This window comes from Geodermatophilus sp. SYSU D00708 (assembly GCF_054050115.1).
In genome coordinates this window covers 95,243-117,963 of sequence record NZ_JBJGYS010000002.1, presented here as the reverse complement: position 1 = coordinate 117,963, position 22,721 = coordinate 95,243, and the positions used below count along the sequence as shown (strand labels likewise).

The window sequence follows — 22,721 nt, the reverse complement described above, 5'->3', positions numbered from 1 at the left end:
CGGCGTGCGCCGGGCGTGGGTCGGTGGTGACGATGACCCGTGTCCGCTCCGCGGCACTGCTCGGCTGGCTGCTGGTCACCGGCGGCGTGGCGGCAGTGCTCCTCGCCTTCGCCTGGGGTGGCCACGGCCTGATCACGGCGCTGGCGATGAACCGGCAGCTCCTCCTGCTGCTGCCGTTCCTCGCCGCCGGCGTCGCCACCGTCGCGCTCTTCCTGGTGTGGCCCCCGCTCGAGCGCGCGGTCGCCCGCGTGGCCGGCCGGAGCCTGGCGAGCCCGTACTCGGCGCTGGCCGAGGCGGCCCGGCGGATCCAGGCGGGATCCCTGGAGGAGGTCCTCCCCGGCCTGGCGCAGGTGCTGGCCGAGGGCACCGGGGCGGTCCGGGCCGCGGTCTGGCTGGCCGTCGGGGACCGGTTGGTGGAGGCCGCCCACCATCCTCCGGACGCGGGGGGCACCCCTCCCCCCGGCCGGAGCGTGCCGGGGCTCGCGGACCTGCTCGTGCAGCCGGACGTCGACTCCGTCGTGCCGGTGCTCGACGCGGGGGCGCTCCGGGCCGCGCTGACGATCACCAAGCCGGCGTCGGTCACCGTGGCCGACCGGGAACTGCTCCACGACGTCGCCAACGGAGCGACGCTCCCCCTCCGCGTGGTCTCGCTCAACGCCGAGCTCAGCGAGCGGGTCCGGCGGGCCGCCGAGCTGGCCGAGGAGCTCGGGGCGTCCCGCCGGCGCCTCGACTCCGCCCGGGAGGCCGCCCGCCGGCGACTGATCGCGGAGCTCTCGCACGCCACGGGTGACCGCCTGGCCGGGCTGCGCGCCGAGCTGGCGGCGGCCCGCGCCGGCCTGGCCGACGCGCCGGACGACCTCACGCCGGTCCGGGAGGAGCTCGCCCGTGCCCGGGCCCGGCTGGACGACCTGCTCGACCGGTTCCGCACCGTGGCGCGGGGCGTGTACCCGTCCGTGCTCCGCGACCAGGGGCCGGCCGCGGCGCTCGACGAGGTCGTGGCCGACCTGCCCCGGCCGGTCCGGCTCTCCGCGGAGCTCGGGTCGCGTGCGGCCTGGGAGCTGGAGTCCGGCCTCTACTACGCCGCCGCCTCGGCGCTGCGCGAGCTGGCCGGACGACCCGCCGAACGGGAGCTGAGCCTGCACCTGGAGGAGTGCGGCGGCGAGCTCAGCGCGGTCCTCGACGATCCCGCACCGCCGGTGCCCCCCGGCCGCCTCGAGGCGGTGCTCGCCGACGACGCCGACCGCCTGGTCGCGCTCGGCGGCGGTCTGCAGATCACCGGCCCGACGGAGGACGGCGCCGCCGGCCGCGGCGGTCCGCACCTCGTCGTCCGCGCCTGGGTGCCCGACCGGGTGGAGCCGGTGGTGGAGCGCGCCGTCGAGGCGGAGGTCGCGGTCCGGTGACCGGCGAGGACGCCGGGCTCCGGAGCCGTACCTGGATCACGGCCGTCCTCGTGGGCAGCGCCCTTCTGTCGGCCTGCTGGTTGGTCCTCGGGGTGCTCGTCGGCGTGGCGAGCCGGTTCCCGGGCGTCGCGGGCGGCTCCCCGGGAACGGAGGGAGGGGGCCTGTGGACCCGGGCGGTGACCGCCGGGATCTCGCGCAGCGAGCCCCTGTCCCAGCTCGTCCCGGATGCCGGGCTGGGCGTGCTGGCCCTCGTCCTCGCGGGCGCCCTGCTGGTGCACGGCGCCCGCGACCCGGCACACGGCGTGCTCGGGGCCGCGCTGGCCGCCTCGGCCGCCGCCTTCAGCCTGCAGTCGGCCGCGGCGGACGAGGTGCTGGCCACCGTCACCGGGTTCGACCAGGTCGACGTGGTCCCTCAGCTCGTGCTCCCGGTGATCACCTGCGTCACCTTCGTGCTCGCGCTGGCCTGGGCACCGCGGAGCGGTCCGCCCGGTCGCCCCGGCCGGTGGGTGGTGGCGGCGGTGGTCGCCGTCGCGGGGGCGGCCGTCCTGGGCATGTTCCTCCCGGCGTCGGTCCGCTGTGTGCTCCTGGCCGGGCTCGTGCTGCCGCTCGTCGGGGTCGCCGGCCTGCGCCGGCGGTTGCGGACCAGCACCAGCGAGCGGCTGCGGGCGCCGGCGCGGCTGCTCTTCGGCCTGCTGGTCGCGACCGTCGCGGTGGGTGCGGCGCTGGCCGTCATCACCGGCCTGCTGGTGTGGGTGCGGACGCCGGGGCTGGGTCTGGTCGATCCGACGGCCCTGAACCCGTTGACGTTGACCCCGTCCCGCCCGTCGATCGTGCTCTGGTACTGGGCGGCTCGGCTGACCCTGCCGATCGTGGCCCTGGCCGTGCTGATGACCGGCCGGCGGGCCGGCGCCGCGAGTGCGCAGCGGTGGTTCAGCCGCGGGCTGGTCGTGGTCCTGGTGACGGCGGCGATCGGCTGCCTGTTCGTGTTCATCGACCTCCGCTGGGCCAGGTTCGTGCTGGGGTGGTCGCAGGCCTCTCCGGCCCTCACCCGGGCCGTCGCCGTCGGGCTGTGCGCGCTCGCCTTCCTCCCTGTGTTCGTGCTGACCGAGCGCGCGGTCGACCGGTTGCTGTACGGCAGCAGGCCGGCCCCGTACGGCGTGCTGGCCGACGTGGCCGCTCTCCCCCGGGGCGCGACCGGAGGCGTCCCCGACCTGGCCGGCGTCGCGGAGGCGGTCGGTCGGGGCCTGGGTGCGACCACGTGCCGGCTGACCGTGCACCGGCCCGGGCTGCGCGACCGGAGCTACCAGTGGGTCCGGCCGGGCGAGGAGGAGGCCGAGACGTCGCTGGAGGTCCCCGTCCGGCACGCCGAGCAGGAGGTGGGGACGATCGCGGTCGACCGGGCCGCGGTCGCCGGGGCGGACGACCAGCGGCAGGACCTGCTGAGGGCGGTCGCGAACAGCCTCGGGGTCGTGCTCCAGGCCGTGCGGACCAACATCGACCTCGAGCGCCAGCTGCGGACCTCGGTCGCCCGGGCCGCCGAGATCGCCGACGCGCGCCGCCGGGTCGTGGCCGAGGCCGACCGGGAGCGGCGGCGCATCGAGCGGGACCTCCACGACGGCGCCCAGCACCACCTGGTGTCGCTGAGCCTCGCCCTCGGGCTGGCCGAGCACGAGGTCGCCGCCGGGCGGGCGGAGCAGGCGCGCGCGAGGATGGACCAGATCCTCGGGCAGCTCGACACCGCGGAGGCCGTCCTCACCCGGACCGCCACCGGCCTGTCCTCCGCCGCGCTCGCCCAGCGCGGTGTGGTCGCCGCCCTCCGCGACGAGCTGGGGCAGGACCCGCACGTCCGGCTCGACACCCCCGGCGTGGACGGCGCGCGGTTCTCCCCCGACGTCGAGGCCGCCGTCTACTTCTGCTGCCTGGAGTCGGTGAACAACGCCCGCAAGTACGCGGGCGGCGCGGCGGTCCGGGTGCGGCTGGAACGGGCCGGCGACCACCTGCTCTTCTCGGTCGAGGACGACGGGCGGGGATGGGACCCGGCGACCTCGGGGTCCCTCGGCCGAGGGGTGCGCAACATGACCTCGCGCGTCTCCGGCGTCGGCGGGCACCTCGACGTCCGGTCCGCTCCGGGCGAGGGGACCCGGGTCGAGGGCTGGGTGCCCCTGGGCGACCCGGGCGCGCCGCCACCGACCCCCGGCGGCGTGCCGGCCCCGCGCCCACTCGAGCAGGTCCGGATCATGGTCCGGCGGGCCCGCGACCTCTACCACGGGACGGCCCACGCGCAGTCGCTGAGCACGCTGACCCGGCAGCTGGGCGAGCCGCCGAGGATCGGCCTGGCCGGACCGTCCCCGGCCCTCGTCGACGCCGTGCGCCGGCGCCTGGACGGCGCGCTGCACGCCCCCGGCCGGCGCGCCCCCACCTCCCAGGAGACGCCGGTCCTCGTGCCGATGACCTGCCTGGACCGGACCGCACCCGACGGAGCCGATCCGTCGCCGGACCTCGGGATCACCGCCGGTGCCGACGCCGTCGTCCTGCTGGTGCCGTCGACCGCGCGCGGGGCGGACTGCTACCGGGACCTCCTGGCGCTCGCCGCGGCGCTGCAGCCCAGCCAGGTCCTCGGCGTCCTGGTCGCCGACGGCGACGCCGGGGCCGAGGCCGGCGGGGAGGGAGCCGTCGGGGACGGGGCCGCCGCGGACGACGCCGGCCGGGTGGCGGCGCCCGAGGAGCTGCGCCGGCTGTGCGCGACGGTGCTGCCGGTGGGCGGCGCGGTGCGCTCGGAGGAGCAGGAGCGGCAGGCCTACGTGGACCTGGCCGACCTGGTGCGGACCCGGCTGGAGGCCCGGCTCGAGGCGTTCCGCGCCCGGGCGGCCGTGGCGGCGCTCACGACGCTGCTGCACCGCGCGCCGCCGCCCGGCGACGCGCACCCGCTGCTCTACGAGCTCGACCGGTTCCGGCTGGGGAGGCCCGAGCTCACCGAGCTCGACCTGCTCGACCAGCTCACCGCCGCTGACGCGCCGCTGCCGCCGGCCGAGCGCCTGGCGGCGGTGCGGCTGCTCGGCCTGCTGGGCACCGATCCGGCGGCCCGCCTGGGCTGCGGTCCGGACGCCGAACCCGGTCAGCTGGTGCGCGCCGCCCGGGAGCACCTGGCGCACTGGCAGCAGGTCGCGGCGCACCCGGCGTCCTCCACCGGCACCCGGACCGTCGCCCGGTTCCTCGTGGGCACCTGCGAGCGGCTGCTGACCACCACCGGCGGGTAGCGGCGGCTACTCGTCCCGGCGCCGGACGGATCGACCGGCCAGCCAGGCCTGCCACTCCGACCGCCCGCTCTCGGCGGTCCCGGCCGCCAGGACGGCGAGCGCGGCGACGGCCAGCACGACGACGACCACCACCGCGACCAGCACGTGCTCCCAGCCGAACAGCGGGGGGACGGTCATGCTCCCCGGGTCCGGCGATGTCGTGTCGGGCGTCATGGGAGGAGGGTCCGGCATGTCGCGGACCGGCACAGCCCCGGCGCCGGCGGCTCACCCTCCCGGGCGACGTCACGCGACGTCACGCAGCGAGAGGGCATGGCCGCCGATCGCTGGATGGCGGGAGGTCCGTCGCCCGCCCGGGTGGTCCGCGTCCGGCGGCGGCCGGAGTCCCCGCCGGCGGCTCCGTAGCGTCCCCTCCCTCGACCCGGGACCGGAGGGAGGCGGGAGCGATGAGCACCGAACCGCACGCCGAGGACGCCGCGCTGTCCCTGCTGCACGCACCCACGACGGCGCCGGGCGGGCGCCGTCGGCCGAACGTCTCCGGGGACCTGTCCACCGTCCTCGATGCCGGTCCGGTGTTCCGCCGGGCCGTGGCCGGCTACGACCGTTTCCAGGTCGACACGTACGTCCAGTGGGCGGAGGACGAGCTCACCGCCGCCGCGCGCGAGTGCTCCCGCCTGGAGGCGCGGCTGCTCGACACCCGGGCCGCCCTCGACGAGGCCCGGGAGCTGCTCGGGCACTCCCCCGGGGGCGGTGCGGTGCTCCGGCTGTCGCGCCGCGTCGGGACGGTGCTCGCCGCGGCGGCCGACGAGGCCGAGGGGATGCGGGCGGACGCCGCGGCCGACCGGGCGGCGGCCCGCGCCGAGGCGGAGCGGCTGGTCGGCTACGGACGACGGCTGCTCGCCGACGCCCGGGCCGAGGCCGACCGGATCGTCGCCGCGGCGACCCGGGAGGCTCAGGCGCGCGCCGCCGAGGCCGACCGGATCGTCGCGGCGGCCGAGCGGACCCGCAGCGAGGCCCACTCGGAGGCGGAGGCGCGGCTCGAGGACGCACGGGCGGTGGAGCAGCGCGCGCTCGACCGGGCCGAGCGGACCCGGCAGCGGGCCTCCGACGACGCGGCCGCCGCCCGGCTGCAGGCCCGCGGCGAGGTCGTCGCGCTCCTGGCCACCGGCCGCGAGGAGCGGCGGCGGGCCGACGCCGAGGCCGCCTCGACCCGGGAGCGCCTGGACCGTGAGGCCGCCGCCCGCCGCACCGCGCTCCTGGCGGAGGTCGAGCGCCTCGAGCGACTCGCGCAGCGGCGGCCCGGACCGGACGGCGCGGCCGAGCCGATCAGCGCCGTCCCCGACCGCTTCCGCCTCCGCCTGCGGGGACCGCTGGACCGGCTGCGTGGGCGCGCCGTGTCCCGCCCGGCACCCTGACGGTCACCCTCGTCCCGTCGACCTCCGGCGCCGCGCGCCGAGGGGCTCCGGGAGCCCGCCTCCGCGCCTAGCGTGGGGGCGGGTGCTCCGCCCGGAGGGAGTGAGGAGCATGACCACCACCCGAGCGACGTTCGAGGACTTCCTCGGCTGGCTGGCCGACAGCCGCCGGCACGGGCAGGTCCACTTCGACGACCGGCAGGAGTGCTGGCAGGTGCTGGGGCACCCGGAGGCCGGCGCGGTGTTGGCCGACCCGGTCGTGTTCTCCTCCGACCTCTCCGCGCTCCAGCCGCAGCAGGACGACTTCGAGCTCTTCCAGCGCGGCAACTTCGTCCGCATGGACCCGCCGCAGCACCGCACGCTGCGGACCCTGGTCAGCCAGGCGTTCACCCCGCGGGTCGTGGCCGACCTGGAGCCGCGCATCGCCGAGCTGACCGGCGAGCTGCTGGACCAGGCCGGTGAGCGGTTCGACCTGGTCGACGCGCTGGCCTATCCGCTGCCGGTGATCGTGATCGCCGAGCTGCTGGGCATCCCCGTCGCCGACCGGGCGCTGTTCCGCCGGTGGGCCGACACGCTGCTGGGCCAGGACATCGACCCGGACCGGTCGCTGCGCGAGGTCGGTGAGCAGGCGGTGACCGCCGTGGCCCCGGTGATGCGCGAGATGAACGGCTACTTCCTGGACTTCATCCGGTCCCGGCGGGCGGCTCCGGGCCACGACCTGACCAGCAAGCTGGTCCAGGCCGAGGTGGACGGCCGGCGGCTGGCCGACGAGGAGATCGTCGGCTTCGTCGGGCTGCTGCTGATCGCCGGCCACATCACCACCACCGCGACGCTGGGCAACAGCCTGGTCTGCTTCCGGGACGCCCCGGACGCCGTCCCCGCGGTGCGGGCCGACCCGGCGCTGCTGCCGACGGCGATCGAGGAGGTGCTGCGGCTGCGCACGCCCTTCCCGCGCCTGGCCCGGCTGACCCGGACCGACACCGAGGTGGGCGGCGTGCGCATCCCGGCCGGGCAGGTCGTGATGGTCTGGCTGACCGCGGCCAACCGGGACGAGCGGGTGTTCCCGCAGCCCGACCGCTTCGACGTCCGCCGCTCCCCCAACCCGCACCTGACGTTCGGGCACGGCATCCACTTCTGCCTCGGCGCGCCGCTGGCCCGGCTGGAGGCCCGGGTGGCGCTGCGGCTGCTGCTGGCTCGCTACCGGGAGATCGCGGTGCCCGGCGACGACCAGGTCGAGTACCGCAGCCCGTGGGCGATGGTCGCGGTCACCCGGCTGCCGCTGGAGGTCCGGCCCGCCTGACCCGCGCGCGGGTCAGACGGCGGCGGTGCCGATGAGCCCCTTGCGGGTGACGAGGCCGGCGAGCCGCTCCTCGGAGAGCCCGTCGGTCCCCGCCGGACGGCGCGGCAGCACCATGTACCGGGACTCGGCGCTGGCGTCCCAGACCAGGATGCGGGTCGCCCCGGGCAGCTCGAGCCCGAACTCGCGCAGCACGCCGCGGGGGTCCCGCACGACCCGCGAGCGGTAGGCCTCGCTCTTGTACCAGCCGGGCGAGGGGCCCAGCAGCGCGATCGGGTAGCAGGAGCACAGCGTGCAGACGACGACGTTGTGCTCGTCCTCGGTGTTGGCGACGACCTTCAGCCGCTGCTCCTGCAGCCCACCGGCCATCGACAGGCCCAGCTCACGGATCGCCGCGTTGGCATCGGCCAGCAGGCGCTCGGCGAACCCGGGGTCGATCCAGGCGCGGGCGACGATCCGGGCGCCGTTGGCCGGTGAGCCGCCCGCGAGGAACTCGTCGATGCGGCGGTCGATCTCGCCGTCGTCCAGCAGGCCACGGCTCTCCAGCAGCGCCTCGACGTGGCGCACCCGCGCCGAGATGACCGAACTGGGGTGCTCGCTCACGTCTCCTCCTCGCTGGCGCTCGTCGTCCGCGTTCGCGGCGCTGCTGCATCCCTGCGTGAGCTCGCAAGCTCGCTCACGTCTCCTCCTCGACCGGGGTCAGGTAGTCGGCCCACAGCTCCACCGTCACCGAGTGGTCCCCCGAGCCGAACAGGTCGGCGGCGGCGAACCGCACGTGCCACACCGGCTGCGGGGTGCCGGCGCGGCCGCGGGCCCGGTCGTCGGCCAGCGGGTGCACGCCCGCCTGCTCCACGAGGACGCCGACCGCGCCGCGGGCGTAGCGCGGCAGCCGGGTGTGGCCGTCCGGGTCGGGGGGGGGGGGGGGGGGGGGGGGGGGGGGGGGGGGGGGGGGGGGGGGGGGGGGGGGGGGGGGTGGGGGGGGGGCGGGGCCGCCCGCCCACGCGACCCCCCACCAACCCCCCCCCCGCCCCCCCCCCGCCCCCCCCCCCCCCCCCCCCCCCCCCCCCCCCCCCCCCCCCCCCCCCCCCCCCCACGCCGGGGGCGAGGTCAGTCATGCGGCGCTCCGAGCTCGTCCGGGGAGGCCAGCTCCTCCTCGGAGACGACGCCCTTCTCCACGAGCAGCGTGGTGACCGCGGTGAACCAGCGCTCGTAGTACGAGGCCGCGAGGTACTCCTCCGGCGGCATCCGCTCGATCGCGTCCCGGAACTCGTCCAGGTTGTAGACGCCCCGCCGGATCAGCGCGCCGTTGAGGGCGAGGACGTGGGCCTCCCAGTCGGCGTGGAACGGCGGCTCGTCGGGTTCCTCGACGATGGCCGGGAACCCCGACATCCCGCCGACGTCGTTGATGCGGCTCACCGCTGCTTCCTACCGCGCCGCGCACGGTGGAGCACAGACCCGTCGGTCCCGTCGGTCCCGGAGGCCCGGTCCCGCGTCACGTCGGTCGGCGCGGGGCGGAGGGGGACGGCGGCGGGCGGGTGAACCGCCACCCCGCCCGCTCCAGCAGGGCGATGCACTGGTCGACCACGGCCTCGATGTCGTACTCCTGCCCCACCTCCGGCGGCATGGCCAGGTCCAGCGCGTTGGTCAGTGCCACGTGGAAGTCGCTGCGCGCCATCGCCGCACCTCCCGTTCCCCGGGTTGCGAACGGTCCTCGGACGACGCCAGCACTGCTCGTCGGCGACCCCTCGATGATGTCCCCGGCGGCGCCTGCCGGCACGGTCAGCGCAGCGGGTCGTCGTCCCCGTCGGCGGTGAGGGCGTCGAGCAACCGGTGGTGGGCGTCGGCCAGGTGCGCCAGCTGGCGGCGCAGCCGGCGCACCTCCGCCTCCAGTGCCGCCAGCCTCGCCGGCTGGAGCGGGTCGGGCGCCCGGGGCCCCGGTTCCCCGGTCACGGGCGCAGCCGGCTCCTGCCCCGGCTCGGACGGCGCCGGCTCCGGCTCGGACGGCGTCACCGGCGCCGCGGGGCGGTTCCCCGCAGGTGGGCCGGCCGGGGCCTCCCCCGGGTTGCGCCCGACCGCTGGCCTCCCTGTCCCCGGCCGGTCGCGCCGGACCGCGCTCGCCGGGATGCGCCAGACCGTCCGCTGGCCCTGGAGCACCTGCTCCCCGGCGAGCGTCCCGGCCCGCAGCTGCGCGCGGACGGCCGCCGGCGTGACCCGGCGGAGCTGGGCCACCTGCTCGACCGTCAGCAACTCCCGCTCCTCGGCGTCCCGGTCGTCGGTCGGCGGATCCGTCATATTGCGCAACCTCGCGTCCATCGGTTGCGCAACAGCATGCCGCTCCGACCGACGGGGAGCAACGCACGCCGGCCTACGCCCCCACCTCAGCCCCGGCCAGTTTTGCGCAAGCGGACCGCATGCGTCTTTGCGCAACTACCGGAGACCGTCCCGGTATGGGCTTGCGCAAACCGACCCCAGCTGCGCAACTCGGGGCAGGGTTCCCCCGAGCAGTACTGCGCGTGGACACCACTCCCGAGGCGCACCCCCCGAGTGGACGGGCCGTCCGCCGCTGGGCTCAGAACTACCGGGACGCGCCCCGCGAGTCGTCGCGGCCCGGCCCGGCGGACCGTGTCACGATGCGCGGGAACGACAGACGTGTGATTCGAGGAGGCCCTCTTGGCGACCAGCACCGCGGCCCCCACCCGGGCTCGCCGCACCTCCCGCGAGCCGGGCTTCTACACCCGGGCACAGGTCGAGGAGGACCTCGGGCTGACGGCGACCGAGCTGGACACCTTCGAGCGCGCCGGCGTGCTCGGCGCCGAGCAGCGGCGCCGGCGCGGCGACACCCGGCCGGTCCTCTACTCGACCAGCGACCTGGCCGTCGGCCGCTTCGCGATGGCCGCGCACCGGCTGGGCGTCCGCGGCGAGCAGCTGCGCCGGCTCAGCGACGCGCTGCGGCTCAAGCGCAAGCGGCTGCGGCCGGGCTGGAGCGGCCTGGTCGTCATCGACCGGGACGGCGACGTCGAGCTCCTCGACGACCCGAGCGGCCTGGTGGAGTACCTGCACAGCTACCCGGTGCCGGTCGCCTCGCTGCTGGTGACCACGCTCACCGTGCCGGCCGTCGTCTCCGACGCCGCGTGATCCCGACCGCCGACGCGACGAGCCGGAGCGACGCCGCGATGAGCTGACTTCCTCCAGATACGAAACGTGGCACCAGCCTCGAAGCTGATGCCACGCACGCCCGACGCCCTCTGCGAGCCTCCGGAGTCGACAACCACAGGCTAGCAGCGATCCGTCGGGTGCTCTGTGCTGTTCCCTCAGGACGCGTCGGTCCGCTCCCGCGGTGTCGCGCGCCCTGCGCACGGAAAGACGCCGATGACGCCTTCCTCCCCTCCCCCGCGCCCGGGGGACCCCGCGCCGAGCGCCGCCCGCCCGGCGCTCGTCTTCGAGGTCACCAAGACCATCGCCGCCTACACGACCGACGGGATCGCGCCCGGCGGCGGGCTGAAGGTGACCGTGATGCCCGAGGCCGCCCTGCAGCTGCAGCGGGCCCTCGGCGTCAAGCTGTTCTCGGCGCTGTTCACCCTCATCTGCATGGCCGGCGACGACGGCCACCGCCTCGTGGTGGACACCAACGCCACGAAGCTCGCCGAGCAGCTCGGCTGCAGCCGGCAGAAGGCCGGCGAGCTGGTCACCCAGCTGGAGCAGGCCGGTTTCCTCGACCGTCAGCAGGCCCGCGGCGTCGGCGGCCGCGCCGACCGGTTCGGCCGCGGTCGCTACGTCCTCTGCCCGGAGCTCTACCGCGCCGTCGAGCGCCGGCAGACCCTCACGCACAGTGACCGGCCGCTGGGTGATGTCTCCACCGGTGTCACGAGAGCTGACACCGGTGTCCCGGGAGCCGGTGTCGGGAAAGCTGACACCACGTCCGCCGGTGTCAGCAGGCCTGACACCGGGCGAGGAGTCGCAGGTCGCACCGGTGACCGGTTCGCCGACACCGGTGCGCGCAGTCACCGTCATGAGGATGGGATGGATGAAGACCATCCATCTCTCTCCCCCACCGACGCGCGGCTGACGCCGCCGTCGGCCGGGCTCCCCGTCGACGCGTCCGGTGCCGCCGCGCTCGCGGCGCCGACGACCGTGGCCGGGCTGCCCGCCGCCGAGGTCGTGTCGCTGCTCGAGCAGTGGGGTGTGTTCGACGCCGAGTCCGTCGTCCGGACCGCCGACCCGGGCGTGCTCGACGCCGCCCTGCGGGAGATCTCCGCGCGGTTCTCCGAGATCAAGAACCCCGGCGCCTACCTGCGCCGGCTGCTGGCCGGCGGAGGCCCGGCGGCGCAGCGGCACGGCGGGCCCGGCTCGCCGCTCCCGCGCCCGGCCGTTCCGCTGCCGACCGCACCGGCCGCAGCCGCCGTCGCGCAGGACACCGGACCGGCCGCGCAGGTCGCCGTGCCCGCCGCGCTGCTGACCGCACCGGTCCTGCGCCCGCCCGTCGCCGCGCCGGCCCCGGCTCCGGCTCCGGCTCCGGCACCCGACGGACCGCGGCTGCCGGAGCTGACCGGCGAGCAGCTCGTCGAGGTGTACGCGCAGCTGCCCGACGGCGCGCGAGCCGACGTCGACCGCGCGCTGGGTCGGATGGCGCAGGTGGCCGGTCCCGGGTGGTGCCACGTGCCGGGACTGATCCGGCCGCGGCGGCTGTACCTGGTCGGCGTCCTGGAACGGCTGGGGCTGGTCGGCGACACTCACTGAGCACCCCGGCGGCGCGGGTTCGTCCCGGGCCACCGATGAGAACCGGCGTCGGCCGGCGTCTCCCCCACGACAACTGCTCCACCACCGCAGAGGAGAAGGCATTGGGCGCGATCAAGGTCCACGAGTTCACCACCGTCGACGGGGTCGTCGACGCCCCGATGTGGACGATGGACTACGGCTTCCCCGAGGACCTGGCCGCCTCCATCGGCGCCCTCACGGGATCGGCGTCGGGCATCCTCCTCGGGCGGACCACCTTCGAGATGTTCGCCCCGGCCTGGTCCACGCGGACCGAGGAGGAGGACCCGGGCGCCCCCTTCTTCAACGACACCCGCAAGTACGTCGTCTCCTCCACCCTCAGCGACGCCGAGGCCGTGTGGTCGAACTCGACCGTCGTGGGCGGCTACGACGCCGACCGGCTGCGCGCGCTCAAGAACGAGGAGGCCGGGGACCTCTACGTCAGCGGCAGCGCGACGCTGGTCCGGGCGATGCTCGCCGACGGCCTGGTCGACGAGCTGCACCTGTACGTGTACCCGATCGCCGTCGGGACGGGCATCCGGCTGTTCCCCGACGGCGCACCGCGGACGCCGCTGTCCCTGCTCGGCGCCGACCGCCTGAGCAACGGGGTCGCGCACCTCACCTACGGCCCGGCCGCCGGCTGAGGCAGGCAGCGGGTCCCCCGTCCGTCTCCCCGGGGCTAGCCTCGGCGTCCCCGGGGAGACGGACGAGAGGGGCCGACGATGCCGCTCTACCTGACCAGGTTCAGCTACACGCCGGAGACGTGGGCCCGGCTGATCGCCCACCCCGAGGACCGGCGGGAGGCCGCCCGGTCCTACATCGAGTCCGTCGGCGGGACGCTGCACGGGTTCTGGTACGCCTTCGGACCCCGCGACGGCTACACGCTCTGGGAGGCGCCGGACAACGTCTCGATGGCCGCCGTGGCCCTGGCCCTCGGTGCCGGGGGTGCGCTGAGCCCGCTGGAGACGACCGTGCTGCTCACCGTCGACGAGACGATGGAGGCGATGCGCCGGGCGCAGGAGGTGCGCTATCGCCCGCCGGGCGCCCAGCCGGGCGGGCGGTAGCGCACCTGCTGCACCCGGTAGGTTGCGCGGACCGTCGCCGAGCCGGGAGCACGCGTGCCGTTCTTCGTCATCCGCCTGTCGCGGTTCCTGCGGCTCCGGCTGCACGGCTGGCGGCTACCCCTGACGGTGGCGCTGCTGGTCTTCGCGACCAGTTGGCTGGCGATGGCCCTGGCGGAGCCGCCGGGCAGTGACATCGTGCGGCCGGGCACCTACTGGTGGTACTTCGTCGTCACCTCGGCGACGGTGGGCTACGGCGACGTCTTCCCGACGTCGACGGCCGGCCGGGTCGTGGGCAGCTACGTGATCGTCGGCGGGATCGTCACGCTGACGCTGCTGTTCACCCGGCTGGCCGACGCGCTGCAGTCGGTCCGGGGCAAGCGATTGAGAGGTGGAGTGGCACTGGACCTGCACGACCACGTCGTCCTGCTGGGGTACGTCCCGGGGCGCACCGAGCGGATCGTCGCCGAGCTGACCGCCGAGGGCCGGCAGCAGGTCGCGCTGTGCGCGTGGGACGACGTGCCCGAGAACCCGATGCCCGACCGGCCGGAGGTGCACTTCGTGCGCGGGGACCTCACCCGCGACGACGTGATGCTCCGGGCGGGCGTGCCGGCGGCCCGGACGGCGGTGATCGACGGCCGCGACGACAACGAGACGCTCGCCATCGCGGTCGCCGTCGACCACGCCAACCCGCGGGTGCACATGGTGGCCGCCCTGCGCGACCTGTCCCGGCGGGAGAGCCTCCGGTACGTCAACGCCGGCGTGCAGGCGGTGCAGTGGCACATGCCGTTCCTGCTCACCGAGGAGGCCAGCGACCCGGGCATCACCGCCGTCTACAACGAGCTCATGACCGCGGGCGGCTCGGGCAACACCTACTCGGTCCGGGTGCCGGCGGGCTACCCGCACGCGACGTTCGGCGCGGCCCAGAGCCACTTCGGGCGCACCTTCGGGGCCACGGTCCTGGCCGTGCGGCAGGACAGCGGCCTGCTGGTCAGCCCGCACTGGGACCAGCCCGTCGCCGCGGGCGCCACCCTGTACTACGTCGCCCGCGAGCGCATCGACGCCGCCCGCCTGGCCACCGGGCGCTGAGGCTCACTCGTCGGTCAGGGGCAGCCGCAGGACGATCTCGCCGTCGTCCACCTCGCCGGTGGGCCGGAAGCCCAGCCGCTCGTAGAACGGTCCCGGGTTCCCCTCGCCGGGCTCGTAGCTGGTGAGCAGCTCGGTGGCGCCGTCCGCGCGGACCAGGTCGACCACCTGCGCCAGGACCTCCCGCCCGATCCCGCGCCGCTGGTGGTGCTTGCCGACGAGCAGCCGCCACAGGTAGGGGCGTCCGGACGGCGGCCACGACAGCATCACGAAGCCGACCGGCTCGTCGCCGCAGTACACGGCCCGGTACCAGGGGTGGGCGGTGGGCTCCTCGGCGGCGTCGCGCAGGGAGCGCTTGACCGAGGCCACGAACCGCTTCTGGTCCTTGCGCACCCGGACGGCCCGCACCGCCTCGCGGTTGTCGTCGGTGACCTCCCGGAGGTGCACGCGCGGAGTCGTCATGCCGCTCTCCCCTCAGACGTCGATCGCCGCCTGCCCCGGGGAGGCCGGAGCAGTCGCCGGTCGCGGGTCGTCGTCCCCGCGCGGTCCGCCCGCGCCGGCGTCGTCCCGCCACAGCTGGGTCACCGCCAGCCAGCGGTGCCGGCCCAGCCGGGGCAGTCCCAGCCAGCCGGCCGTCAGGCCGACGGCGTCCCCGGCCCAGACGAAGAAGAGGTCCCGGTAGACCGGGTTGCCCCCGGCGGGGAGGACGTCGAAGTCGAACGCCAGCTGCCCCTCGACGGGCGGGGGCGGCAGGGCGAGGGTCCCGGCGTTGCGGGCGGCGGCCGCCCGGCGGACGGCGCTGGTGTCCCACGCGAAACCGGTCCAGTCCGGTTCGCGGATCTGGACGCCCGGGGCCTTGACCACGTGCACGGCCAGCCCGCCGGCCTCGATCACCAGGGAGCCGTGCGGGAGGGTGAGGCGGATCCCGCGCGACCGCCACGACGCGTGGGCCGCGCGGTACTCGGCGAGCATCCGCTCCCGGAAGTTCTCCGCGGACAGCCCGGCCATGCCGCGGGGCGTGTCGAACAGGTGGGACGGCTCGTAGCGCTCGGCGTTCGGCCGCCACATGGCGCGGGTGACCTCCTGCAGCCAGCGCACGACGTCCCGCTCCTCGAGCGCCTGCTTGCAGTCGAGGAGGGCTGTCGATGCAGCGGGATCCCACTCCTGCATGCAGGAAGTGAAGAGGAACGGCGGGTTCTCCGGTAGCGGTGCGCGCCTGCCGTCTCGCGTTCCGCTGCGTTGTCGCCGGGAGGCCGGGCGAGCAGGATGGGGCGGTGCCTGCCTCCTTCACCGGTGTCGGCGTCGCCCTGGTCACGCTGTTCGACGAGCGGGGCGCCCTCGACGCCCCGGCCACCGCCGACCTGGCCGTCCGCCTGGTCGACGCCGGCGTGCGCGCCGTGCTCGTCGCGGGCACCACCGGGGAGGCGGCCGCGCTCACCCCCGAGGAGCGCCGCGCCCTGGTCGGCGCCGTGCGCACCGCCGTCCCGCAGGACGTGCCGGTGATCGCCGGTACCGGCGCACCGACCGGAGCGCAGGCCGCCGCGCTGACCGAGCAGGCCTTCGACGCGGGTGCCGACGCCGCGCTGGCGCTCTCGCCGCCCGGGGTCGCCGACCCGCGCCCGTACTACGAGCGGGTCGCCAAGACCGCGGCCGAGCGGCCGCTGCTGGCCTACCACTTCCCGCTCGCCTCCTCCCCCGGCGTCCCGGTGCACCTGCTGCCCGAGCTGCCGGTGTCCGGCCTCAAGGACTCCTCCGGGGACGCCGAGCGGCTGCTCGACGAGATCGAGGTCTTCCGCGGCGAGATCTACACCGGCTCGCCGACGCTGCTCACCATGTGCGGCGCGCTGGGGGTCGCCGGTGCACTGCTCGCGCTGGCCAACGCCGCCCCGGAACCGTGCGTCGCGGCGTTCGCCGGCGACGGCGCCGCCCAGGCCGGGCTGGCCGCCGCCCACCGCGCCGCGTCGGCCGACTTCCCCGCCGGGATCAAGCGGATGACCGCCGAGCGCTTCGGCGTCTCGCCGGTGACCCGGCTGGGCGGCTGAGCGCGCCGGTCACCGCCCCTCGGCCCCCTCGCCCACCGCGGACGACGGCCGGCCGTCGGCGACGCGGACCGGCAGCCGGAACGCGCACACGGTCAGGACGACGGCGGCCACCGACACCAGGGTGAGCGTGAGGGTCTGCAGCACCTGGTCGCCGGGCGTCTCCAGCAGGTGCAGGGTCAACTGGTGGTAGAGCTGGTGGGGCAGGTACGCCACGACCGCGGCGAGCCCGGTCGCCCGGGCCAGCCAGACCCCGCCGGTCACCAGCGCGACCAGCGCGACCACGCCGACGGCGAGGTTGCCCTGGCCCACGTCGCGGAGCAGGTGCTCGTTGTAGGGGCCGTCGACACTGACCCAGTGCCGTCCGAAGCCGGGGAAGTCCCGGTAGAAGGACGCCGGCGCGAGGGTCTGCCACCCACCGACGACCAGGCCGAAGACCACGAAGAAGGCCAGCAGGCCCCTGACGGTACGGCGCACCAGACCCTCCCCTGATGTGGGTCCTGCGATCGTCCTCCGCGCCGGCCGCCGTGGTGGACCGGCCGCCGTGCCACCGGACCGGACACCCTTGACAAGAATTCCTGTCAAGGCGAGTCTGGGGCCGTGCGAGCCGTCGACGTCATCAGCGACCCGGCCGCGGCCACCGTCGCGCTCGACCCGGTGCGCGCCCGCCTGCTCGCCGAGCTCCGCGCGCCGGCGTCCGCGGCCACGCTCGCCGAGCGCCTCGGGCTGAGCCGGCAGAAGGTCAACTACCACCTGCGCAAGCTCGAGGAGCACGGGCTGGTCGAGGCGTCCGACACCCGGCGGTGGGGCGGCCTCACCGAACGGCTCCTCGTCGCCACCGCCGCCGGTTACCTGGTGTCGCCGGGAGTCCTCGGCGACGCCGCGGCCGACGCCGCGCGCACGCCCGACCGGCTGTCGGCCGCCTACCTCCTGGCGCTCGCCGGCCGGGTGCTGCGCGAGGTGGGCGGGATGGCCGCGCGGGCCCGGCGCGCCGAGGCGCCGCTGCCGGTCCTGGCCCTGGACGCCGACGTCCGCTTCGCCTCCCCGGCCGACCGCGCCGCCTTCGCCGACGAGCTCGCCGCGGCGGTCACCCGGCTCGTCGCCCGGTACCACGACGAGGGGGCGGCGGACGGCCGCTGGCAGCGCGTCCTCGTCGGCGTGCACCCCGTTCCCGCCGACGTCCCCGTCGGCCCACCCCGCGAGGAGTCGCCGTGACCCGCTACGACCCCGACGAGCCCACCGCCCGCGTCTCCGCCTCCGAGATCGAGGTGCCCGGCGACCCAGCGGAGGTGTGGCAGGCGATCGCCACCGGGCCGGGCATCTCCACGTGGTTCGTGCCCGCCGAGGTGGAGGAGCGCGAGGGCGGCCGGATCGTCACCCACCACGGGCCCTTCGGCAGCTCCGAGGGGGTCGTCACCGCCTGGGAGCCGCCGCACCGCTTCGCCTACGAGGAGCGCGACTGGGACCCCGACGCACCCGACGCGCCGCCGTGGGCCACCGAGCTCCTCGTCGAGGCACGCGACGGAGGCACGTGCGTGGTCCGGCTGGTCAGTGGCTTCTTCACCGGCGGCGCGGGCTGGGAGGACCAGCTCGAGGGCACCGACGAGGGCTGGCGCGGCGCCCTGCTCGCGCTGCGCCTCGTGCTGACCTCCTTCCGGGGGCAGCCGGTCGCGCCGCTGCTCGTCTTCGGCTCCGTCGCGGACCGCTCCGCCGACGACGTCGGCCGCGACCTGCTCGCCGCGCTGGGCCTGGCCGGCGCCAGGGTCGGCGACCGGGTCGAGGTGGACGGCGGTGCCCCCGCGACCGCGGGAACGGTCGTCGACACCACCGGGCGCACCGTCACGCTGCACGCCGAGCACCCCCACTCCGGGATCGTCGAGCTGGGGGCGTTCGACTACGGCGGCGCGAAGGTCACGGTGCGCGCCCACCTGTTCGGCGACGGCGGCGCGGAGGCGGCCGAGCGCGAGGCGCCGCGCTGGACGGCGTGGCTGACCGAGCACGTGCCGGGGTTCGCGCTCCTGACGTGACGGCCGGTCTGTCGGTGGCCGCGGAGAGGATCGGGGGCATGGCAGCCTTCTTCCTCCCCCGGGCCGGCGACGACGAGCAGGCCGAGCGGCTCTACGACGCCCTCGCCGAGTTCGCCGGCTGCGAGTCGGCCCCCGCCGACCGGCGGGTGCACTCGATCGTCTTCACCTCCGACGGCGCCGAGTGGGTCGCCGAGGTCGGGGAGGAGTTGCGTGGGCGGCGGACCACCCGGCAGCTGCGGCGCGGCGAGCTCGTCGAGCGCACCGAGGACCTCTCCTCCGCCTCGCGGGTGCTCGCCGTCTACCCGGGGACGCCGTTCGTCGTCGTCACCGACGCGCAGCCGATCACCGGCGCGCCGTCGGAGTGGGCCAACCCGTTTCCCGCGCAGCCCGACCGGGTGACGTACTTCGACGCCCCGTGAGCCCGCGGGGGCCGGGACCCGCCGTCCGCCGCGTCGGGTCGGGCAGATCCCGCCGAACCTGTTCCGAGTTCTCCTCAAGGTTGTGCCAGTGCGACGCGGCTGGATGACTGCGTAACGTCACGAAGTGAATTCAGGGCGTACTGGTCCGTCACGGCCAGAGCGCAACTTCCCCCCTGCATGAGGAGTTCCCCGTGTCGTCCATCGCGCGTCCCCACCTGACCCTCGCCCCCGCTCCGGCCGTGCAGCCGCCGGCACCGCTCTTCGACAGCGCCGTCCCCGCCGGCGACGAGTCGTGGCGGCTGGACGCGCTGTGCGCCGAGACCGACCCGGAGGCCTTCTTCCCGGAGAAGGGTGGCTCCACCCGCGAGGCCAAGCGGGTGTGCGCCAGCTGCCCGGTGCGGATGGAGTGCCTGGAGTTCGCGCTCGGCAACGACGAGCGGTTCGGCATCTGGGGCGGCCTGTCCGAGCGGGAGCGGCGCCGGCTGCGGCTGCAGCGGCGGGCTCCGCTCAGCGCCTGACGTCCCGGGGGCTGCCGCGGCCCTCGACGACCGCGTCGGACCGCGCCGCCCGGCGGGACCGGGCGTGCAGGACGACGACGGCCAGCGCCAGGGCCAGCACCGCCGCCACGAGCGCCAGTCCGGTGCTCTGCGTCAGCCCGGCGACGAGGAAGCCCACCGCCGAGGCGGCAGCCGCGACGAGGGCGTACGGCAGCTGCGTGTTGACGTGGTCGATGAGGTGCACGCCGGAACCGATCGAGGACAGGATCGTCGTGTCCGACAGCGGTGAGGTGTGGTCCCCGAAGATGGCGCCGGCCAGGACCGCCCCGAAGACCGGGATGAGCAGGCCCGGATCGAGGGCCACGGCGATCTGACCGGCGATCGGCAGCAGCAGGCCGAAGGTGCCGAAGGTGCTCCCCATCGAGAACGAGATGAAGCTCGCCAGGAGGAAGAGGACGACGGGGAGCAGGGCCAGCGGCAGCGCCGCGTCGACGACCCCGGCCAGGTACTCACCGATGCCGAGCTCGGAGATGATCTCGGCGGTCATCCAGGCCAGGAAGAGCACCGCCGCGGCCATGAGCATCGACCGCACACCCGCCCAGGCGGCGCGACCCAGCAGGCCGCCCGGCGTCCGGCGCGCGACGAGGATGGCCGCCGAGACGAGCGTGGCGGCGATGGTCCCGTAGAAGAGCGCGAGGATCACGTCGGTGTTGGTGAGGATGTCCATCGGGCTCAGCGAGCCCTCCGACCCCGCGATGCCGAACCACAGCGCGCACACGACGGTCACGGCCAGGAGCGTGGCCACCGGCCACAGCAGGTCGCCGATCCTCCCGTCGCGGCGTACCGGCAGGTCGCGGTCGGTCTCGCCGGGCACCGCTCCCCGGCTGTCGTCGAACAGCACGCCCCGCTCGATCGCGGCCCGCTCGTGCCGCCGCATCGGCCCGAAGTCGATGGTCAGCCAGGCGACGGCGACGACCAGCAGCAGGGCCGTGATCGGGTAGATCATCGCCGGGATGGTCCGGAGGAACGCCTCGTAGCCGTTCATGTCCGTGACGCCGTTCTCGTCCAGGATGCCGGTCATGGTGGCGGCGATGAACGCGGCCCAGCCCGAGATCGGCACCAGCACGATGACCGGCGCGGCGGTGGAGTCGACGAGGTAGGAGAGCTTCGCGCGCGAGATCCGGTGCTGGTCGGTGATCGACCGGCTGACCGTGCCGCCGACCAGGCTGCTGAACGCGTCGTCGAAGAAGATCACGACGCCGATGACGACGGGCACGAAGGCGGCCTGCACGCGCGTCCGGACCTTGGTGACCGCCCAGGAGGCGAACGCCAGGAGCCCGCCGGAGACGTAGATGAACGACGTCAGGACGCCGAGCAGCACGACGACGGCGAGGATGTAGACCTCTTCCGCCACCTCGCCGTCGGCCACGATGAGCCCGCCGGCGGTGTCGAGCACGAGGTCGACGGCGCCCCCGACGTCCCACTGGGCGAACAGCAGGGCACCCAGGACGATGCCCACGCCCAGCGACAGCAGGATCCGCCGGGTGGTGATGGCCAGGACGATCGTGACCAGCGGCGGGAGGAGGGACAGCAGGGACGGTTCCACGAGGACTCCTCGTCGGTGGGGAGTGGGGAGGGCCGCCCGGTGTCCCCCGTGTGCGGGTCCCGGGGCGGGAGCTGTCGGTCAGGTCGGGTCGGCCACCAGCGGGGTCACCAGGCGTCCCAGGCCCTGGACCTCGCAGACGACCTCGTCACCGGGCTGCAACCAGACCGGGTCGGCCATGCCCATGGCCACGCCCTCCGGCGTCCCGGTGTAGATGACGTCTCCGGGCTCGAGCGTCATGATCTGGGACAGGTCGCTGACCAGGTCGGCAACGGAGAAGACCATGTCCCTGGTGGTGGAGCTCTGCCGGAGCTCCCCGTTGACCCAGCACCGCAGGTCCAGCGCCTGGGGGTCGGGGACCTCGTCGGCGGTGACCAGGTAGGGCCCCAGCGGCGCGAAGCCGTCGATCGCCTTGCCGTACATCCACTGGCTGCTGCGCATCTGCAACTCACGCGCGGACAGGTCGTTGCCCGTGGCGTAGCCGAAGACGTGGTCGAGTGCCTCCTCCGGCGACACGCGGCGGGTGCTCCGCCCGATGACCGCGACCAGCTCGACCTCGTAGTCGGCCCGGCGGGTCGCCGCGGGGATGGCCACGTCCTGTCCGGAGCCGGCCAGGCTGTTCCGGTACTTGGCGAAGTAGATCGGGTGGTCGGGGACCGGGAGGCCGCCCTCCGCGGCGTGCTTCTGGTAGTTGAGCCCGACGCAGATGATCTTCCCCGGGTCGGGCACGGCCGCGGCCAGTCGGAGGTCCGCGACGGGGACGGCGTCGCTCGCCGATCCCACGGCGCGCCGCAGGTCCTCGAGGCCCGCGGGGCCGGTCGCGATGACCTCGGCGACCGTGGCCGGCGCGTCCGGAGCGGCCGCGCGGACGTCCACCACGCCGGCGCCGGTCTCGACTCCGAGGCGTACCCCGCCCTCGCCGTGGAACGAGACGAGCCTCATCGGGGGGCCGCCGTGCCGTGGGCGCGGCTCGTGCCGGTCGTGTCGGATCCGTGGAGTGTGAGCTGCATCACGCGCCGGATCGTGTCCGGACGGGTTGTCGAGCGTCAAGGACACCCCGGCACGGCGCGGGTGGACCACCCGGACGGGCGATGGCGCGGAGCGCGGCCCGCGGGGCCGTGACGTCCGGCCGCCGCTGCGCCAGAGTGGCCGCACCGGCCGCCGCACCGCGGCCGCGGGACCCAGGAGGGAGTGCGCGTGGGCACCTGGCCGACCGACCTCGACCCGCACGTCGTCCCGGAGCTCGACCGCTCCGCGCTCGTGGTCATCGACACGCAGGTCGACTTCGTCGACGGCGGCGCCAACCCGGTCCCCGGCACCAGCGACGTCGTGCCGGTCATCGCCCGGCTGCTGCGGGGCTACCGGGACGCCGGGCGCCCGATCGTGCACGTCGTCCGGCTGTACGAGGGGCAGGACGTCGACCTGGTCCGGCGCACGCTGATCGCGTCCGGTGCGCCGCTGGTGCGGCCCGGATCGGCGGGCTCGCAGATCGTCCCGGAGCTGCGGCCCCCCGGCGCCGGGAACCTCGACCCGGATCGGCTGCGCGCCGGTGCGGTGCAGGCCGTGGCGGACGGCGAGTGGGCGGTGTGGAAGCCGCGCTGGGACGCCTTCCACCGCACGCCGCTCGACGACCACCTGCGCGGGCTCGGGGTCACGACCGTCGTCCTGGCCGGGTGCAACTACCCGAACTGCCCCCGGGCCACGGTGTACGGCGCCAGTGCGCGGGACTACCGGGTGCTGCTCGCCTCCGACGCGGTGTCCGGGCTGCGGGCCCACCACCTCGAGGAGGCCGGTCTCATGGGGGTGGTCCACGCAGCCAGCCCGGCCATCCTCGGCCGCCTGGCCGGCGGCGCCTCCTGACGCGGGAGCGGCTC

General features: G+C 75.7%; 26 protein-coding genes. 15 read left to right on the top strand and 11 right to left on the bottom strand.

The genetic code is table 11. The annotated features are described in order from the left end of the window. Positions 1-32: 32 nt before the first annotated feature. Positions 33-1,400 carry a hypothetical protein gene (locus ACI79D_RS02455; RefSeq protein ID WP_456916708.1) on the top strand — a complete coding sequence of 456 codons (1,368 nt, stop codon included), beginning with the start codon at positions 33-35 and terminating at the stop codon, positions 1,398-1,400. A gap of 176 nt (positions 1,401-1,576) precedes the next feature. Continuing rightward, positions 1,577-4,657 (top strand): ATP-binding protein, encoded by a 3,081-nt coding sequence (locus ACI79D_RS02450; protein ID WP_456916707.1) that lies wholly within the window; start codon positions 1,577-1,579, stop codon positions 4,655-4,657. 6 nt (positions 4,658-4,663) lie between these two features. Here ACI79D_RS02450 and ACI79D_RS02445 read toward each other — a convergent pair whose 3' ends face one another. Further along, positions 4,664-4,834, bottom strand: a complete 171-nt coding sequence (locus ACI79D_RS02445; RefSeq protein WP_456916706.1) for a hypothetical protein — start codon at positions 4,832-4,834, stop codon at positions 4,664-4,666. Between the two features lie 266 nt (positions 4,835-5,100). On the opposite strand from ACI79D_RS02445, the gene ACI79D_RS02440 reads away from it, so the two are divergent. Together ACI79D_RS02440 and ACI79D_RS02435 are read left to right on the top strand one after the other, a co-directional pair. After that, positions 5,101-6,069, top strand: a complete 969-nt coding sequence (locus tag ACI79D_RS02440) for a hypothetical protein (RefSeq protein WP_456916705.1) — start codon at positions 5,101-5,103, stop codon at positions 6,067-6,069. A gap of 109 nt (positions 6,070-6,178) precedes the next feature. After that, positions 6,179-7,366 carry a cytochrome P450 gene (locus ACI79D_RS02435; RefSeq protein ID WP_456916704.1) on the top strand — a complete coding sequence of 396 codons (1,188 nt, stop codon included), beginning with the start codon at positions 6,179-6,181 and terminating at the stop codon, positions 7,364-7,366. Between the two features lie 12 nt (positions 7,367-7,378). Here ACI79D_RS02435 and ACI79D_RS02430 read toward each other — a convergent pair whose 3' ends face one another. The 5 genes from ACI79D_RS02430 to ACI79D_RS02410 all read right to left on the bottom strand — a co-directional run bounded on the left by ACI79D_RS02430 (position 7,379) and on the right by ACI79D_RS02410 (position 9,655). After that, on the bottom strand, positions 7,379-7,966 hold the full coding sequence (locus ACI79D_RS02430) for a nitrile hydratase subunit alpha (protein ID WP_456916703.1): 588 nt from the start codon (positions 7,964-7,966) through the stop codon (positions 7,379-7,381). A 73-nt stretch (positions 7,967-8,039) separates the two neighbouring features. Then, positions 8,040-8,474 (bottom strand): SH3-like domain-containing protein, encoded by a 435-nt coding sequence (locus tag ACI79D_RS02425; protein WP_456916902.1) that lies wholly within the window; start codon positions 8,472-8,474, stop codon positions 8,040-8,042. Further along, entirely contained in the window at positions 8,471-8,779 is a 309-nt protein-coding gene (locus ACI79D_RS02420; protein ID WP_456916702.1) for a hypothetical protein, read from the bottom strand. Before ACI79D_RS02420 ends, ACI79D_RS02425 begins: the two co-directional genes overlap by 4 nt. A gap of 76 nt (positions 8,780-8,855) precedes the next feature. Then, positions 8,856-9,038, bottom strand: a complete 183-nt coding sequence (locus ACI79D_RS02415) for a hypothetical protein (RefSeq protein WP_456916701.1) — start codon at positions 9,036-9,038, stop codon at positions 8,856-8,858. A gap of 104 nt (positions 9,039-9,142) precedes the next feature. Further along, entirely contained in the window at positions 9,143-9,655 is a 513-nt protein-coding gene (locus tag ACI79D_RS02410) for a hypothetical protein (RefSeq protein WP_456916700.1), read from the bottom strand. A gap of 378 nt (positions 9,656-10,033) precedes the next feature. Between ACI79D_RS02410 and ACI79D_RS02405 the strand changes: the two genes are divergently transcribed. The 5 genes from ACI79D_RS02405 (at position 10,034) to ACI79D_RS02385 (ending at position 14,265) form a co-directional block, all read left to right on the top strand. Next, entirely contained in the window at positions 10,034-10,498 is a 465-nt protein-coding gene (locus ACI79D_RS02405) for a hypothetical protein (protein ID WP_456916699.1), read from the top strand. A 234-nt stretch (positions 10,499-10,732) separates the two neighbouring features. After that, complete coding sequence (locus ACI79D_RS02400) at positions 10,733-12,100, top strand: hypothetical protein (protein WP_456916698.1); 1,368 nt, start codon at positions 10,733-10,735, stop codon at positions 12,098-12,100. 101 nt (positions 12,101-12,201) lie between these two features. Beyond that, a complete protein-coding gene (locus ACI79D_RS02395) occupies positions 12,202-12,759 on the top strand; it encodes a dihydrofolate reductase family protein (protein WP_456916697.1) in 558 nt (185 codons plus the stop codon). Positions 12,760-12,837: 78 nt separating this feature from the next. Then, the gene (locus ACI79D_RS02390) at positions 12,838-13,179 is read left to right on the top strand and encodes a GYD domain-containing protein (RefSeq protein WP_456916696.1); all 342 of its coding nucleotides are present in this window, start codon (positions 12,838-12,840) and stop codon (positions 13,177-13,179) included. Between the two features lie 54 nt (positions 13,180-13,233). Next, a complete protein-coding gene (locus tag ACI79D_RS02385; RefSeq protein ID WP_456916695.1) occupies positions 13,234-14,265 on the top strand; it encodes an ion channel in 1,032 nt (343 codons plus the stop codon). A gap of 3 nt (positions 14,266-14,268) precedes the next feature. On the opposite strand, the gene ACI79D_RS02380 is transcribed toward ACI79D_RS02385, so the two are convergent. Next, positions 14,269-14,724 (bottom strand): GNAT family N-acetyltransferase, encoded by a 456-nt coding sequence (locus ACI79D_RS02380; RefSeq protein WP_456916694.1) that lies wholly within the window; start codon positions 14,722-14,724, stop codon positions 14,269-14,271. Between the two features lie 12 nt (positions 14,725-14,736). Beyond that, the gene (locus ACI79D_RS02375) at positions 14,737-15,432 is read right to left on the bottom strand and encodes a hypothetical protein (protein WP_456916693.1); all 696 of its coding nucleotides are present in this window, start codon (positions 15,430-15,432) and stop codon (positions 14,737-14,739) included. 104 nt (positions 15,433-15,536) lie between these two features. Between ACI79D_RS02375 and ACI79D_RS02370 the strand changes: the two genes are divergently transcribed. Further along, the gene (locus tag ACI79D_RS02370) at positions 15,537-16,304 is read left to right on the top strand and encodes a dihydrodipicolinate synthase family protein (protein ID WP_456916692.1); all 768 of its coding nucleotides are present in this window, start codon (positions 15,537-15,539) and stop codon (positions 16,302-16,304) included. A 9-nt stretch (positions 16,305-16,313) separates the two neighbouring features. On the opposite strand, the gene ACI79D_RS02365 is transcribed toward ACI79D_RS02370, so the two are convergent. After that, positions 16,314-16,778, bottom strand: a complete 465-nt coding sequence (locus ACI79D_RS02365; RefSeq protein WP_456916691.1) for a hypothetical protein — start codon at positions 16,776-16,778, stop codon at positions 16,314-16,316. Positions 16,779-16,901: 123 nt separating this feature from the next. Here ACI79D_RS02365 and ACI79D_RS02360 point away from each other — a divergent pair, with 123 nt between their 5' ends. The 4 genes from ACI79D_RS02360 to ACI79D_RS02345 all read left to right on the top strand — a co-directional run bounded on the left by ACI79D_RS02360 (position 16,902) and on the right by ACI79D_RS02345 (position 19,265). After that, positions 16,902-17,516 carry an ArsR/SmtB family transcription factor gene (locus ACI79D_RS02360; RefSeq protein ID WP_456916690.1) on the top strand — a complete coding sequence of 205 codons (615 nt, stop codon included), beginning with the start codon at positions 16,902-16,904 and terminating at the stop codon, positions 17,514-17,516. Then, positions 17,513-18,328, top strand: a complete 816-nt coding sequence (locus tag ACI79D_RS02355) for an SRPBCC family protein (RefSeq protein WP_456916689.1) — start codon at positions 17,513-17,515, stop codon at positions 18,326-18,328. The genes ACI79D_RS02360 and ACI79D_RS02355 overlap by 4 nt, the downstream gene beginning before the upstream one ends. A gap of 38 nt (positions 18,329-18,366) precedes the next feature. Beyond that, complete coding sequence (locus tag ACI79D_RS02350) at positions 18,367-18,747, top strand: hypothetical protein (protein ID WP_456916688.1); 381 nt, start codon at positions 18,367-18,369, stop codon at positions 18,745-18,747. A gap of 239 nt (positions 18,748-18,986) precedes the next feature. Continuing rightward, positions 18,987-19,265, top strand: a complete 279-nt coding sequence (locus ACI79D_RS02345) for a WhiB family transcriptional regulator (protein WP_456916901.1) — start codon at positions 18,987-18,989, stop codon at positions 19,263-19,265. Here the strand turns inward: ACI79D_RS02345 and ACI79D_RS02340 are convergent. Both ACI79D_RS02340 and ACI79D_RS02335 read right to left on the bottom strand, forming a co-directional pair. Then, on the bottom strand, positions 19,255-20,850 hold the full coding sequence (locus ACI79D_RS02340; RefSeq protein ID WP_456916687.1) for a Na+/H+ antiporter NhaC family protein: 1,596 nt from the start codon (positions 20,848-20,850) through the stop codon (positions 19,255-19,257). The two genes, ACI79D_RS02345 and ACI79D_RS02340, sit on opposite strands and share 11 nt — an antisense overlap. A gap of 78 nt (positions 20,851-20,928) precedes the next feature. After that, complete coding sequence (locus ACI79D_RS02335) at positions 20,929-21,789, bottom strand: fumarylacetoacetate hydrolase family protein (RefSeq protein WP_456916686.1); 861 nt, start codon at positions 21,787-21,789, stop codon at positions 20,929-20,931. 255 nt (positions 21,790-22,044) lie between these two features. Between ACI79D_RS02335 and ACI79D_RS02330 the strand changes: the two genes are divergently transcribed. Beyond that, positions 22,045-22,707, top strand: coding sequence for a cysteine hydrolase family protein (locus tag ACI79D_RS02330; RefSeq protein WP_456916685.1), 663 nt, complete (start codon positions 22,045-22,047; stop codon positions 22,705-22,707). Positions 22,708-22,721 lie beyond the last annotated feature (14 nt).

Coding starts and splice junctions, on each gene's coding strand:
- ACI79D_RS02375 (WP_456916693.1), bottom strand. CDS start 15,432: ATGCAGGAGTGGGATCCCGCTGCATCGACAGCCCTCCTCGACTGCAAG.
- ACI79D_RS02455 (WP_456916708.1), top strand. CDS start 33: ATGACCCGTGTCCGCTCCGCGGCACTGCTCGGCTGGCTGCTGGTCACC.
- ACI79D_RS02435 (WP_456916704.1), top strand. CDS start 6,179: ATGACCACCACCCGAGCGACGTTCGAGGACTTCCTCGGCTGGCTGGCC.
- ACI79D_RS02380 (WP_456916694.1), bottom strand. CDS start 14,724: ATGACGACTCCGCGCGTGCACCTCCGGGAGGTCACCGACGACAACCGC.
- ACI79D_RS02400 (WP_456916698.1), top strand. CDS start 10,733: ATGACGCCTTCCTCCCCTCCCCCGCGCCCGGGGGACCCCGCGCCGAGC.
- ACI79D_RS02335 (WP_456916686.1), bottom strand. CDS start 21,789: ATGAGGCTCGTCTCGTTCCACGGCGAGGGCGGGGTACGCCTCGGAGTC.
- ACI79D_RS02440 (WP_456916705.1), top strand. CDS start 5,101: ATGAGCACCGAACCGCACGCCGAGGACGCCGCGCTGTCCCTGCTGCAC.
- ACI79D_RS02350 (WP_456916688.1), top strand. CDS start 18,367: ATGGCAGCCTTCTTCCTCCCCCGGGCCGGCGACGACGAGCAGGCCGAG.
- ACI79D_RS02390 (WP_456916696.1), top strand. CDS start 12,838: ATGCCGCTCTACCTGACCAGGTTCAGCTACACGCCGGAGACGTGGGCC.
- ACI79D_RS02410 (WP_456916700.1), bottom strand. CDS start 9,655: ATGACGGATCCGCCGACCGACGACCGGGACGCCGAGGAGCGGGAGTTG.
- ACI79D_RS02445 (WP_456916706.1), bottom strand. CDS start 4,834: ATGACCGTCCCCCCGCTGTTCGGCTGGGAGCACGTGCTGGTCGCGGTG.
- ACI79D_RS02415 (WP_456916701.1), bottom strand. CDS start 9,038: ATGGCGCGCAGCGACTTCCACGTGGCACTGACCAACGCGCTGGACCTG.